The sequence below is a fragment of the Streptomyces sp. GL_141 genome (genome assembly GCF_057834385.1).
In genome coordinates this window covers 5,419,823-5,431,840 of sequence record NZ_CM174402.1, presented here as the reverse complement: position 1 = coordinate 5,431,840, position 12,018 = coordinate 5,419,823, and the positions used below count along the sequence as shown (strand labels likewise).

At 69.4% G+C, this 12,018-nt stretch carries 15 protein-coding genes; 4 read left to right on the top strand and 11 right to left on the bottom strand.

Annotation, left to right across the window (positions count from 1 at the left end):
* Positions 1-52 precede the first annotated feature (52 nt).
* The 3 genes from AC3IX6_RS24085 to AC3IX6_RS24075 all read right to left on the bottom strand — a co-directional run bounded on the left by AC3IX6_RS24085 (position 53) and on the right by AC3IX6_RS24075 (position 1,792).
* A complete protein-coding gene (locus tag AC3IX6_RS24085) occupies positions 53-463 on the bottom strand; it encodes a hypothetical protein (RefSeq protein WP_489364500.1) in 411 nt (136 codons plus the stop codon).
* 99 nt (positions 464-562) lie between these two features.
* On the bottom strand, positions 563-1,294 hold the full coding sequence (gene rph / locus AC3IX6_RS24080; protein ID WP_489364498.1) for a ribonuclease PH: 732 nt from the start codon (positions 1,292-1,294) through the stop codon (positions 563-565).
* 144 nt (positions 1,295-1,438) lie between these two features.
* On the bottom strand, positions 1,439-1,792 hold the full coding sequence (locus tag AC3IX6_RS24075) for a PTS sugar transporter subunit IIB (protein WP_489364496.1): 354 nt from the start codon (positions 1,790-1,792) through the stop codon (positions 1,439-1,441).
* Positions 1,793-1,957: 165 nt separating this feature from the next.
* On the opposite strand from AC3IX6_RS24075, the gene AC3IX6_RS24070 reads away from it, so the two are divergent.
* Together AC3IX6_RS24070 and AC3IX6_RS24065 are read left to right on the top strand one after the other, a co-directional pair.
* Positions 1,958-3,259, top strand: a complete 1,302-nt coding sequence (locus AC3IX6_RS24070; RefSeq protein WP_489364494.1) for a PTS transporter subunit EIIC — start codon at positions 1,958-1,960, stop codon at positions 3,257-3,259.
* A 352-nt stretch (positions 3,260-3,611) separates the two neighbouring features.
* Positions 3,612-4,883: a PTS transporter subunit EIIC gene (locus AC3IX6_RS24065; protein WP_489364492.1), complete on the top strand. Its 1,272-nt coding sequence runs from the start codon at positions 3,612-3,614 to the stop codon at positions 4,881-4,883.
* 79 nt (positions 4,884-4,962) lie between these two features.
* Here the strand turns inward: AC3IX6_RS24065 and AC3IX6_RS24060 are convergent, their stop codons facing one another.
* Positions 4,963-5,715, bottom strand: coding sequence for an MBL fold metallo-hydrolase (locus tag AC3IX6_RS24060; RefSeq protein ID WP_389434812.1), 753 nt, complete (start codon positions 5,713-5,715; stop codon positions 4,963-4,965).
* A gap of 250 nt (positions 5,716-5,965) precedes the next feature.
* On the opposite strand from AC3IX6_RS24060, the gene AC3IX6_RS24055 reads away from it, so the two are divergent.
* On the top strand, positions 5,966-6,394 hold the full coding sequence (locus tag AC3IX6_RS24055; protein ID WP_489364490.1) for a hypothetical protein: 429 nt from the start codon (positions 5,966-5,968) through the stop codon (positions 6,392-6,394).
* 44 nt (positions 6,395-6,438) lie between these two features.
* Positions 6,439-6,738 carry a DUF488 domain-containing protein gene (locus tag AC3IX6_RS24050; protein ID WP_489364489.1) on the top strand — a complete coding sequence of 100 codons (300 nt, stop codon included), beginning with the start codon at positions 6,439-6,441 and terminating at the stop codon, positions 6,736-6,738.
* Between the two features lie 473 nt (positions 6,739-7,211).
* Here the strand turns inward: AC3IX6_RS24050 and AC3IX6_RS24045 are convergent, their stop codons facing one another.
* The 7 genes from AC3IX6_RS24045 to clpS all read right to left on the bottom strand — a co-directional run bounded on the left by AC3IX6_RS24045 (position 7,212) and on the right by clpS (position 11,974).
* A complete protein-coding gene (locus tag AC3IX6_RS24045; protein WP_327306517.1) occupies positions 7,212-8,162 on the bottom strand; it encodes a PLP-dependent cysteine synthase family protein in 951 nt (316 codons plus the stop codon).
* A complete protein-coding gene (locus AC3IX6_RS24040) occupies positions 8,162-8,449 on the bottom strand; it encodes a MoaD/ThiS family protein (RefSeq protein WP_254383264.1) in 288 nt (95 codons plus the stop codon). Before AC3IX6_RS24040 ends, AC3IX6_RS24045 begins: the two co-directional genes overlap by 1 nt.
* 91 nt (positions 8,450-8,540) lie before the next feature.
* Positions 8,541-8,648: a putative leader peptide gene (locus AC3IX6_RS24035; protein WP_323182362.1), complete on the bottom strand. Its 108-nt coding sequence runs from the start codon at positions 8,646-8,648 to the stop codon at positions 8,541-8,543.
* Positions 8,649-8,747: 99 nt separating this feature from the next.
* Positions 8,748-9,170 carry a M67 family metallopeptidase gene (locus AC3IX6_RS24030; protein WP_489364486.1) on the bottom strand — a complete coding sequence of 141 codons (423 nt, stop codon included), beginning with the start codon at positions 9,168-9,170 and terminating at the stop codon, positions 8,748-8,750.
* A gap of 85 nt (positions 9,171-9,255) precedes the next feature.
* Positions 9,256-10,677 carry an amino acid permease gene (locus tag AC3IX6_RS24025; RefSeq protein WP_489364484.1) on the bottom strand — a complete coding sequence of 474 codons (1,422 nt, stop codon included), beginning with the start codon at positions 10,675-10,677 and terminating at the stop codon, positions 9,256-9,258.
* A gap of 368 nt (positions 10,678-11,045) precedes the next feature.
* A complete protein-coding gene (locus AC3IX6_RS24020; protein ID WP_489364482.1) occupies positions 11,046-11,660 on the bottom strand; it encodes a DUF2017 domain-containing protein in 615 nt (204 codons plus the stop codon).
* Complete coding sequence (gene clpS / locus AC3IX6_RS24015) at positions 11,660-11,974, bottom strand: ATP-dependent Clp protease adapter ClpS (RefSeq protein WP_243337276.1); 315 nt, start codon at positions 11,972-11,974, stop codon at positions 11,660-11,662. The genes AC3IX6_RS24020 and clpS overlap by 1 nt, the downstream gene beginning before the upstream one ends.
* Between the last annotated feature and the right edge of the window lie 44 nt (positions 11,975-12,018).

The window sequence follows — 12,018 nt, the reverse complement described above, 5'->3', positions numbered from 1 at the left end:
GGAGGTCATGCGGCCATTATCCGGGCCGCCCTCCGGCCTCCGGGCCACGGGATCAGCCCGGGGTGCAGACCTTCGAGATCTCCTTGGCCGCGTCCGCGACCGGGGTGACGTCGGGGGTCGTGGTGCCGCTCTCGATGGAGGTGCGGACGTTCTGGACGGCCGTGTTCATCGAGGAAATGGCCTTGCTCAGGTCGGCGTTGTCCGTCTGGTCGCCGACCTTCTTGAGGTTGGCCTCGATCGCGTTGAGCGCGTTCTGGGCGTCCTGCGGGCTGTTGCCGGCCTGCGAGACCGCCTGCTGGAGGTCGTTCGCACCGTCGGTGATGGCGACCGCCGTGCTCGCGCAGTCCATCGCGGTCGAGATCGCGTCGCAGGAGGTGATCGCGGGTATGGCGAGCGCTGCCGTCAGGGCGACGGCTGCCAGGCGGTACTTCGGCTTCACTTCGGCCCCCAGGAGGATGTGCACGGATGCGGACGTTCGGGTACGTGGACGGGCGCACGGCTTCGACGCCGTGCACCCGTACACCGAGAGACGCGCGGACGGGCCGCGCGGTTGCCGAGAGCGCTAGAGCGTGAGCTCCAGGGCGCCGAGCTGCAGGGCCTCCAGGTCGGCGCAGCCGCCGGCGGCCAGGTCGAGGAGGGCGTTGAGTTCCTTGCGGTCGAAGGGCTCGCCCTCGGCCGTGCCCTGGACCTCGACGAAGCGTCCGTCGCCGGTGCAGACCACGTTCATGTCGGTCTCGGCGCGCACGTCCTCCTCGTAGCAGAGGTCGAGGAGCGGGACGCCGTCCACGATGCCGACGCTGACGGCGGCGACGGTGCCGGTCAGGGGCTTGCGGCCGGCCTTGATGAGCTTCTTGCCCTGGCCCCAGGAGATGGCGTCGGCCAGGGCCACGTAGGCGCCGGTGATGGCCGCGGTGCGGGTGCCCCCGTCGGCCTGGAGGACGTCGCAGTCCAGGACGATGGTGTTCTCGCCGAGGGCCTTGTAGTCGATGACGGCGCGCAGCGAGCGGCCGATCAGGCGGGAGATCTCGTGGGTGCGGCCGCCGATCTTGCCGCGTACGGATTCGCGGTCGCCGCGGGTGTTCGTGGCGCGGGGGAGCATCGAGTACTCGGAGGTGACCCAGCCTTCGCCGCTGCCCTTGCGCCAGCGCGGGACGCCTTCGGTGAAGGAGGCGGTGCAGAAGACCTTGGTGTCTCCGAAGGAGACGAGGACGGAGCCCTCTGCGTGCTTGCTCCATCCGCGTTCGATGGTGACCGGGCGGAGCTGTTCGGGCGTACGGCCGTCGATGCGAGACATGGCACCGAGCCTAGCCGGTACGGGCCCGGGCCCGTGTCGCAGCGAGAAGACCCCGTCCGGGTGCGTCCGGTCGGGGTCCTGTCGTACGTACGGGTGCGCGCGGGGGCACGTGTGCGGGCGCGCGTGCGAGCCGGTGGGCTCAGCTCACATCATGTCTTCGATGTCGGCGGCGATCGGGTCGGCGTCGGTGCCGATGACGACCTGGATCGCGGTGCCCATCTTGACGACGCCGTGGGCGCCGGCGGCCTTGAGCGCGGCCTCGTCGACCTTGCTCGGGTCGATGACCTCGGTGCGCAGGCGGGTGATGCAGCCCTCGACCTCTTCGATGTTCTCGATGCCGCCGAGCCCGGCGACGATCTTCTCAGCCTTGGTGGCCATGTGTTTCTCCCTGAGTTCTACGAAGAACGAGTCCGACTGACATCCGGCGCCCGGCGCGTGTGCACCTGCCGCCCGACTGACCGACCAACCAGGTCGATCCGCTTCGTCACGGTAACCCACGATTGGCCCAGCTACACGGGCACATGCCCGGTATCTACCGAATGATGATGATCAGCACCAACCTGCCCTCGGGGCGGGTGAAATGCGACCGCAACACAAGTGGTCTACACCAGTGTGCCGCAAGTGTCGCGACTGCCAAAAACGGGCCGGTCAGGGAGGACGCGGATGAGCGCGAGCAGCGCCGCAGCAGTGCCACAGCCGAAGTGGTGGAACGGCTTGTTCCAAGGGCTGCAGAAGATGGGCCGGAGCCTGCAACTGCCGATCGCCGTGCTGCCGGCGGCCGGCATCCTGAACCGGCTCGGGCAGGACGACGTGTTCGGCAAGGACGGCCTGGGCTGGACGAACGTCGCCAAGGTGATGGCCTCGGCGGGCGGCGCCCTGCTCAACGCCGACCTCGGCCTGCCGCTGCTCTTCTGCATCGGCGTCGCGATCGGCATGGCCAAGAAGGCGGACGGCTCGACCGCGCTCGCGGCGGTGGTCGGCTTCCTCGTCTACCGGAGCGTGCTGCGCGCCTTCCCCAAGTCCTGTCCGGAAGGGACCAAGGACATCGGGGGCGGCTGCCTGGGACCCGACGAGACCCTCGCCGAGTACACCTTCCAGAACCCGGGGGTGTTCGGCGGCATCATCATGGGCCTGCTGGCCGCCTGGTTCTGGCAGCGCTACCACCGGGTCAAGCTGGTGGACTGGCTGGGCTTCTTCAACGGCCGCCGCCTGGTCCCGATCATCATGACCTTCGTGGCGATCGCCTTCGCCGTGCTCTGCCTGTGGATCTGGCCGCCGATCGGCAACGCGCTGGAGAGCTTCTCGGACTGGCTGGTGGGTCTGGGCTCGGTGGGCGCGGGCATCTTCGGCATCGCGAACCGCGCGCTGCTGGTGATCGGCCTGCACCAGTTCCTGAACGTGCCGGTGTGGTTCCAGTTCGGCAGCTACACCAAGCCGGACGGGCAGACGGTCCACGGTGACATCCCGATGTTCCTCGCGGGCGACCCGAGCGCGGGACAGTTCACCACCGGCTTCTTCCCGATCATGATGTTCGCCCTCCCGGCGGCGGCACTGGCGATCACGCACTGCGCGAAGCCGGCCCGGCGCAAGGAGGTCGGCGGCCTGATGCTGTCGGTCGGCCTGACCTCGTTCGTCACCGGCATCACGGAGCCGCTGGAGTACTCGTTCCTCTTCCTGGCGCCGGCGCTGTACGCGGTCCACGCGGTGCTGACGGGTGTGTCGATGGCGGTGACCTGGGCGTTCGGGGTCAAGGACGGATTCAGCTTCTCGGCCGGCCTGATCGACTACCTCATCAACTGGAGCCTGGCGACGAAGCCCTGGATGATCATTCCGATCGGCCTCTGCTTCGCGGTCGTCTACTACGGCATCTTCCGCTTCGCGATCAGCAAGTGGGACATCAAGACGCCCGGCCGGGAGTCCGACGAGGAGATCGAAGTGATGCAGGCGGAGAACACCAAGGCGTGACGACGCCGACGCGGGGGGCGTGAGCCCCGTCCGGGGGTGGGCGAACGCCCCCGGACACCACGCCGAACGCACCGCCCGCGGGGCCGCCACAAGCCCCGCTCGAACCACCCGACGGCACACGAGGCCTTCGGACCCACAGGGTCCGAAGGCCTTTGTCATGTATGCCCGACTGTGTCCTCCCCCACGGAAATGACGGGTTCCTTACGCCGACCTCACCGTGCTACAACTGGTCTACACCACTGAGTGGTGTAGACCACGTAGGCCTTTCGGCCCCGGGGTCCCCCGTTCCGAGACGCTGCCAATCCCCCGTGTTCCCACGCCCTGGCAGAGCCTTGTCCACTGGAGGAAGACCATGTCCACAGCCACCGCTGCGGAAAAGAAGAAGGGCGCTGGCGTGATGGCCGTCATGCAGCGCATCGGCCGGAGCCTCATGCTCCCCGTTGCGGTGCTGCCTGCCGGCGCGCTCCTGCTCCGCCTGGGCGCGGACGACATGCTCGGCGACAAGGACGTCTTCCCGACGTTCATCCTCAAGATCGCCGGCTACATGGCCGCCGGTGGTGGCGCGATCCTCGACAACATGGCGCTGCTGTTCGCCGTCGGCATCGCGATCGGCTTCGCCAAGAAGTCGGACGGTTCGACCGCCCTCGCGGCCGTCACCGGTTACCTGGTCTTCCAGAAGGTGCTCGCCACCTTCACGGACGGCAACCTGCCGCAGAAGGCGGAAGTCGTCGCCGGCAAGATCGTCATGGTGGACGCCCCGGTCAACGCCGGTGTGCTCGGCGGTGTCGTGATGGGCATCATCACCGCCCTGCTCTACCAGAAGTTCTACCGGACCAAGCTGCCGGACTGGGCGGGCTTCTTCGGCGGCCGCCGCCTCGTCCCGATCCTCTCCGCCCTCGCGGGTCTGGTCACCGGCATCGTCTTCGGTCTCATCTGGCCGGTCCTCGGCTCGGGTCTGCACAACTTCGGTGAGTGGCTGACCGGCTCCGGCGCCGTCGGCGCGGGCCTCTTCGGTGTCGCCAACCGTGCGCTGATCCCGATCGGCATGCACCACCTCCTGAACTCCTTCCCGTGGTTCCAGGCCGGCTCCTTCGACACCCCGACCGGTGCCGTCCACGGTGACATCGGCCGCTTCCTCGCCGGTGACCCGACCGCCGGACAGTTCATGACCGGCTTCTTCCCGATCATGATGTTCGCCCTCCCGGCGGCCTGCCTCGCGATCGTCCACTGTGCGCGCCCCGAGCGCCGCAAGGTCGTCGGCGGCATGATGCTCTCCCTCGCGCTCACCGCCTTCGTGACCGGTGTGACCGAGCCCATCGAGTTCACCTTCATGTTCATCGCCCCGGTCCTCTACGCGATCCACGCGGTCCTGACCGGTGTCTCCATGGCGCTGACCTGGGCCCTGGGCATGCGTGACGGCTTCGGCTTCTCCGCCGGTGCGGTCGACTTCGTCCTGAACCTCGGCATCGCGAACAACCCGTGGGGCCTGGTCGGCATCGGCCTCTGCTTCGCGGTCGTCTACTACTTCGTCTTCCGCTTCGCCATCACCAAGTGGAACCTGCCGACGCCGGGCCGCGAGTCCGACGAGGAGCTCGCCGAGCTGCTCAAGGCCGAGGCCAAGTAAGCACGTAGGTCCGTACGCGAAAGCCCCCGCTCTCCCGGAAGGGAGGGCGGGGGCTTTCGCGTGCCCGGGTGCGTACCGGTCAGACCTCGTACACCGCGCCCGTGTACGCCAGCTCGACCGGGCCGTCGTAGACCGCGCGGGCGTCGGCCAGGTTGCGTTCGGCGTCCGTCCACGGCGGGATGTGGGTCAGGACGAGCCGGCCGGCGCGGCCGGCGCGGGCGAACTCGCCGGCCTCGCGGCCGTTGAGGTGGAGGTCCGGGATGTCCTCCTTGCCGTGCGTGAAGGAGGCCTCGCACAGGAAGAGGTCGGTGTCCTCGGCGAGCAGGCCCAGCTCGGGGCAGACGCCGGTGTCACCGGAGTACGTCAGCGAGCGGCCGCCGTGCTCGACGCGGATCCCGTAGGACTCGACGGGGTGGCAGACCTTCTCGGTGCGGACCTGGAACGGGCCGATCTCGAAGGTGCCGGACTTCAGGGTCCGGAAGTCGAAGACCTCGCTCATGGAACGCTCGTCGGGGACGTCCTCGTAGGCGGTGGACAGCCGCTTCTCGGTGCCCTCGGGGCCGTAGACGGGGATGGTGCCGCAGCGGCCGCCCTCGTGGCGGTAGAAGCGGGCGACGAAGTACGCGCACATGTCGATGCAGTGATCGGCGTGCAGGTGGCTGAGGAAGATCGCGTCGAGATCGTAGAGCCCGATGTGCCGCTGGAGCTCGCCGAGGGAGCCGTTGCCCATGTCGAGGAGCAGCCGGAAGCCGTCGGCCTCGACGAGGTAGCTCGAACAGGCCGATTCCGCGGACGGGAACGAGCCCGAACAGCCGACGACGGTGAGCTTCATGGAGCGTGAACCTCCGTGGACGGTCCGTGGACGGAATGCGGGCCGTGCGTGGGTCGAGCGTAAGGCGCGAAACGTCCGGTCGCTCCTCCGCGGCAGGCCGTTGTGGGGCGAATCACCTGAGCTGTCACCCGGGGGAGCGACGGGGCGGCCCCGCGTTGCCGTGCGGGTGCCCTTCGGGTGCGGTGCGGCCGGGGTGTGGTGGGTGTGCCGCTGCCGTGCCGGGGGCGCCGGGCGGGGCTACGGTCGGAGTATGGACACGTCCTGGTGGCCGGCCGTCGCCGCGGTGCTGGTCGTGATCCTGCTGGTGCTCCTCCCCCGGCGGGCGCGACGGGCGGTCCGTGCCGCGGATCCGCCGCACGGGCCGGGACCGCTGCCGCGGCCGGAGGCCGGTGAGCTGTGGTCCCTGGAGGACGGGCGGCCCGTCCTGGTGCTGGGCGTACGGGGCCACCGGGCGCGGATCGCGCGGATCACCGGGAAGTACGACGACCGGCGCGCCGGGGTGATCCCGCTGCCGCCGGGGGTGGTGGGGGCGCGGGGCGGGTTCCTGGAGGCGGACCGGGTGGTGGAGGTGTCGGTATGGGAGTTCGCGAGGGCGCGGCTGCTGGGGACGGTGGATCCGGCGGTGTGGGACGAGGTGAAGGGGCTCGGGGGGCTCGGGGGACCCGGGTCGTCCGGCTGAAGCGGGTCTACGATCCCCCGGAACCGGAGCTGGACGGGGTCAGGGTGCTCGTGGACCGGCTGTGGCCGCGCGGGCTCTCGAAGGAGGCGGCGGGGGTCGACGAGTGGGCGCAGGCGGTTGCCCCGTCGGGGGAGCTGCGGAAGTGGTTCCACGCGGGTGGGTCCGTGGCGGAGTTCCGGGAGCGGTACGCGGTGGAGCTTCGCTCGGAGGAGGCGGGGGTTGAGCTTTCGCGGCTGCGGGCTGTTGCTGCGGCGGGGCCGGTCACGCTGCTGACTGCCGTCAAGGATCCGGGGGGCAGTCACGCGGGGGTGCTGGCCGCGCTGTTGGCGGACCCGCCTTCCTGACTCCGTCCGGCGGTGGCCGGTCGGGGTGCTCGCCCCTGCCGCCCCGGCGCGGGCCCGGTGGGCGGGTGCGGCTGGTTCGGCCCTGCGGGGCGAGGTCCCCTACCCGCCCTTCCACCGTTCCCCGGGCTCCGCCCGGACCCGTTCCGGGGGCCGGCCCCCGTACCCCCGCTCCTCAAACGCCGGAGGGGCTGGGTACATCCAGCCTCACCGGCGTTTGAGGAGCGGGGTCCGGGGCGGAGCCCCAGGGTCTTTCGGGCTCCGGGCAGCGCCCGGGGAACGGTGGAAGGGCGGGTAGGGGACAGCCCCCGCAGGGCCTCCACCCGCACCCGCCCACCGGACCCCGCTCCGGACGGCGGTGGCGGCAGCCCCGACCGGCCACCGCCGGACGGAGTCCGGCGCAGCGGCGCGAAGCCCGCGCAGCGGTGCGAGCGACGCGTCCAGGAGGAGAGCGACGCGTCAAGAAGGAGGGCCGGCTACGCCCAGAGTTGGCCCTGGAGGACTTCGATGGCTTCTTCCGTGGTGGCCGCCGTGTAGACGCCCGTCGACAGGTACTTCCAGCCGCCGTCGGCCACGACGAAGACGATGTCGGCCGACTCGCCCGCCGCCACCGCCTTGCGGCCGACGCCGATCGCCGCGTGCAGGGCCGCGCCCGTGGAGACGCCCGCGAAGATGCCCTCCTGCTGGAGGAGCTCCCGGGTGCGGGTGACCGCGTCCGCCGAGCCGACCGAGAAGCGGGTCGTCAGGACCGAGGCGTCGTACAGCTCGGGGACGAAGCCCTCGTCGAGGTTGCGCAGCCCGTAGACGAGGTCGTCGTAGCGCGGTTCCGCCGCGACGATCTTGACGCCCGGGACGTGTTCGCGCAGGTAGCGGCCCACGCCCATGAGGGTTCCCGTGGTGCCCAGGCCCGCCACGAAGTGGGTGATCGAGGGGAGGTCCGCGAGGATCTCGGGGCCGGTCGTGGCGTAGTGGGCGCCCGCGTTGTCGGGGTTGCCGTACTGGTAGAGCATCACCCAGGAGGGGTTCTGCTCGGCCAGTTCCTTGGCGACGCGGACGGCCGTGTTCGAGCCGCCCGCCGCCGGCGACGGGATGATCTCGGCTCCCCACATGGCCAGCAGGTCGCGCCGCTCCTGGGAGGTGTTCTCCGGCATGACGCACACGATCTTGTAGCCCTTGAGCTTCGCGGCCATGGCGAGGGAGATGCCCGTGTTGCCCGAGGTGGGCTCCAGGATCGTGCAGCCGGGGTACAGCCGGCCGTCCTTCTCGGCCTGCTCGACCATGTGGAGCGCGGGGCGGTCCTTGATCGAGCCGGTCGGGTTGCGGTCCTCGAGCTTCGCCCAGATGCGGACGTCGTCCGAGGGCGAGAGCCGGGGCAGGCGTACCAGCGGCGTGTTGCCGACCGCGGCCAGCGGGGAGTCGTAGCGCATTACTTCGATCCGCCGGCTACGGCCGGGAGGATGGTGACGTTGTCGCCGTCCTTGAGGGCGGTGGAGATGCCGTCGAGGAAGCGGACGTCCTCGTCGTTGAGGTAGACGTTGACGAAGCGGCGCAGCTCGCCGCCCTTGGCCTCATCGATGATGCGCTCCTGGATGCCCTTGTGGCGGGTCTCCAGGTCGGAGAACAGCTCGGAGAGCGTCGCACCCGCGCCCGTGACGGCCTTCTCGCCGTTGGTGTAGGTGCGGAGGATGGTGGGGATGCGGACCTCGATGGCCATGGCAGGCTCCAGTCAGGATGGTGAAGGGAAGCGGGCGAAGCGAAGCGGAGCAGGCGTGAGCCGCCGTGGCCCGCGAGGGGGCCGTCGGGGCTCAGGCGGCAGTACAGATGGCGCTGGCGAGGCGGCACAGGTCGACGTGCAGCCGCGCCACAAGCAGCAGCCTGCCGGGCGTCTCGATGCTCACGTCGTGGGAAACCATGCGGTCATGTTAACGATTCCCGACCCCTGGTTTGGAGTGTGATCCCGCATCGTGGACGGATATCGCTCACATACTGAGAAGTAGCCCTGTGCCAGTGCCTCAGTAGGCGGCTACGACCTGCACTTCTTCCTCCGTGATCACGCCTTCGACGATCCGGTACGACCGGAACTGGAACTCCCCGAGGCCGTCCTTGTCCGCCGTGGAGACCAGCACGTAGTGGGCGCCGGGCTCGTTCGCGTACGTCACGTCCGTGCGCGAGGGGTAGGCCTCGGTCGCGGTGTGCGAGTGGTAGACGATGACGGGCTCTTCGTCCCGGTCGTCCAGGTCGCGGTAGAGCTTCAGCAGGTCCTTCGAGTCGAACTCGTAGAACGTGGGCGACCGGGCCGCGTTCAGCATCGGTACGAAGCGCTCCGGGCGGTCCGTGCCCGCCGGGCCGGCCACCACGCCGCAGGCCTCGTCGGGGTGGTCCTGACGGGCGTGCGCGACGATCCGGTCGTACAGGTCCTGGGTGATGGTCAGCATGAGCGACAGGATAAGCAGACGGGCCCTCCCGTACCGAGGAGTGGTACGGGAGGGCCCGAATGGTGGACAGGGGCCTTACGGCGCCTCAGGAAGCCTTGGTGAAGGCGGTGCCGCGCGGGTCGCGGGACTTCATCACCAGGTAGGAGACGCCCAGCAGCAGACCCCACAGCGGGGCGCAGTAGAGCGAGACCCGGGCGTCCTTGTCGACGCCCATCATCACGATGACCATGCCGATGAAGGCCAGGGCGAAGTAGCTCGTGTACGGGGCGCCGGGGGCGCGGAACGGGGACGCGGGCAGGTCGCCGCGGTCGGAGGCGGCGCGGTAGCGGATCTGGCAGACCAGGATCATGATCCAGGCCCACATGCCGGAGATGGTGGCGAAGGAGACGACGTAGTCGAAGGCCTTGCCCGGGGCGACGTAGTTGATCCAGACGCCCACCAGCATCAGCGCGGCGGAGAAGGTGGTGCCGATCAGCGGGGTGCCGCTCTTGGTGAGCTTGGTGAAGAACTTCGGGCCCTGGCCGTTGAGGGCGAGGTCGCGCAGCATGCGGCCGGTGGAGTACATGCCCGAGTTGCAGGAGGACAGGGCCGCGGTCAGGACGACGAAGTTGACGATCGCGGCGCCGACGCCGAGGCCCATCTTCTCGAAGGCTGCGACGAAGGGGCTGACGCCGGGCTGGAACTCGTGCCACGGGACGACCGACAGGATCATGATCAGCGCGCCGACGTAGAAGACGGCGATGCGCCACGGCACGGTGTTGATGGCCTTGGGCAGGGTCTTCTCGGGGTCCTTGGACTCGCCGGCGGTGACGCCGACCAGCTCGACGGCGAGGAAGGCGAACATCACGATCTGCAGGGTCATCAGCGTGCCGCCGATGCCCTTGGGGAAGAAGCCCCCGTCGTTCCACAGGTTGGAGACGGTGGCGGTGTCCGCGGCGTCGGAGAAGCCGATGGTGAGGATGCCGGCGCAGATCAGGATCATGCCGACGATGGCGGTGACCTTGACCATGGAGAACCAGAACTCCAGCTCGCCGAAGAGCTTCACGGAGATCAGGTTGGCGCCGTAGAGGATGACCGTGAAGATCAGCGCGTACGCCCATTGCGGGAAGCTGTCATGGGTCCAGTACGACATGTACTGCGCCGCGGCGGTGACTTCGGTGATGCCGGTGACCACCCAGAAGAGCCAGTAGGTCCAGCCGGTCACGTACCCCCAGAAGGGGCCGAGGAACTCCCGGGCGTAGTCCGAGAAGGAGCCGGACACCGGGCGGTACATGAGCAGTTCGCCCAGGGCCCGCATGATGAAGAAGATGACCAGGCCCGCGATGGCGTAGGCCAGGATCAGGCTGGGTCCGGCCTTGGAGATGGCCTTGCCGGCGCCCAGGAAGAGGCCGGTGCCGATGGCGCCGCCGATCGCGATCATCTGGATCTGGCGGGCGCCGAGCGCGCGGTGGTAGCCGTCGCCCTCGGTTGTGTCGTGCTGCTGCTCGTCGACCTGTACGGAGGTCATGTCTTGGTGCGCCTTTCTCCACGCCGACCCGCGCCATGGCTGGCAGCGGATCGGGTCCTCGATCCCCCCGGATACGGATGGAGTTGCACGCCGGCGGTCAGCCGGTTCAAGCAGGCCGCGGGGCATGGGTGGCGCCCCGTCGGCGTCGTGAAGATTTATCACGTGCTTACGGGTGCATGAGGGCAGAAAATGTGACGCAGGGCGCAAAAAAATCGGGACAAAGATCCTGAAACAGATCAGGTCACCACATGGTGGTGACCTGATCGTTATCCGGATTTGAGCGTCCGCTGAGCGAACGGCCGACGCGCTTGAGGCCCCTCAGAGGATGGTGGGTCAGAGGGTTCGCCGGAGCACGCCCGCGGAGCCCCTCAGAGGGTGTCGGCGAGCGTCTCCACGAGGGTCTCCTGGAGGCCGCCGAGCCAGAGGTACGCCATCACCATCGGCTTGCGCGGATCGTCGTCCGGCAGCCGGAACAGCACCGCGCTCTCGTCGTCCTCCGTGATGTCGAGGCGGGCCGCGATGGTGAGCCGCAGGTCGTTCAGGGCGCCGAGCCAGCGCAGCCGCAGCTCCCCGCCGACCTCCAGGACGGCCGCCCCGTCGCCGCCCGGGCTCAGCCCGTCCAGGCTGCGTACGACGGCCAGCGCGTCCTCCCGCTTGCGGGTGCGCAGGTCGTTCTCGGTGAAGCGGCGGAATTCGGCCGAGTGGGCCCGCAGCTCCTCCGTGTCGGCGTTCGCGGGGGTCTCCGGGCCGCCGTAGGCGTCGGGGAAGAGCCGGGCCAGGGCCGGGTCGGACGGGGGCTCGGTCGGGCCGTCGGAGGCGGCGAAGAGCGCGGCCAGCGGGTCGGCGTCCGGCTCGGGCTCCGGCTCGCCGGGGCCGATGAGCTCCAGCAGCTGCACGGCCAGGGAGCGCAGGATCGAGATCTCGATCTCGTCGAGCGCGATGGCGGCCCCGCCGGCCTTCAGGGGCTCGAACACGCCGCCCATCAGTTGCGGTCCTGGGACATGGTCGCCCAGAGGCCGTAGCCGTGCATGGCCTGCACGTCCCGTTCCATCTCCTCACGGCTGCCGCTGGAGACGACCGCCCGACCCTTGTGGTGGACGTCCATCATCAGCTTGTTCGCCTTGTCCTTGGAGTAGCCGAAGTACGCCTGGAACACGTACGTCACGTAGCTCATGAGGTTGACCGGGTCGTTGTGCACCAGGGTCACCCACGGGACGTCGGGTTCGGGGACCGCGAAGGTCTCTTCGGCCGATTCGGTGCGTTCGATCTCAATGGGAGCAACACTCACTTGTCCCATGCTGCCACTGACGGGGGCCCGTCGCACAAACGGGCCCCTACATC

Coding starts and splice junctions, on each gene's coding strand:
- rph (WP_489364498.1), bottom strand. CDS start 1,294: ATGTCTCGCATCGACGGCCGTACGCCCGAACAGCTCCGCCCGGTCACC.
- AC3IX6_RS24070 (WP_489364494.1), top strand. CDS start 1,958: ATGAGCGCGAGCAGCGCCGCAGCAGTGCCACAGCCGAAGTGGTGGAAC.
- AC3IX6_RS24065 (WP_489364492.1), top strand. CDS start 3,612: ATGTCCACAGCCACCGCTGCGGAAAAGAAGAAGGGCGCTGGCGTGATG.
- AC3IX6_RS24060 (WP_389434812.1), bottom strand. CDS start 5,715: ATGAAGCTCACCGTCGTCGGCTGTTCGGGCTCGTTCCCGTCCGCGGAA.
- AC3IX6_RS24055 (WP_489364490.1), top strand. CDS start 5,966: ATGGACACGTCCTGGTGGCCGGCCGTCGCCGCGGTGCTGGTCGTGATC.
- AC3IX6_RS24045 (WP_327306517.1), bottom strand. CDS start 8,162: ATGCGCTACGACTCCCCGCTGGCCGCGGTCGGCAACACGCCGCTGGTA.
- AC3IX6_RS24040 (WP_254383264.1), bottom strand. CDS start 8,449: ATGGCCATCGAGGTCCGCATCCCCACCATCCTCCGCACCTACACCAAC.
- AC3IX6_RS24035 (WP_323182362.1), bottom strand. CDS start 8,648: ATGGTTTCCCACGACGTGAGCATCGAGACGCCCGGCAGGCTGCTGCTT.
- AC3IX6_RS24030 (WP_489364486.1), bottom strand. CDS start 9,170: ATGCTGACCATCACCCAGGACCTGTACGACCGGATCGTCGCGCACGCC.
- AC3IX6_RS24025 (WP_489364484.1), bottom strand. CDS start 10,677: ATGACCTCCGTACAGGTCGACGAGCAGCAGCACGACACAACCGAGGGC.
- AC3IX6_RS24020 (WP_489364482.1), bottom strand. CDS start 11,660: ATGGGCGGCGTGTTCGAGCCCCTGAAGGCCGGCGGGGCCGCCATCGCG.
- clpS (WP_243337276.1), bottom strand. CDS start 11,974: ATGGGACAAGTGAGTGTTGCTCCCATTGAGATCGAACGCACCGAATCG.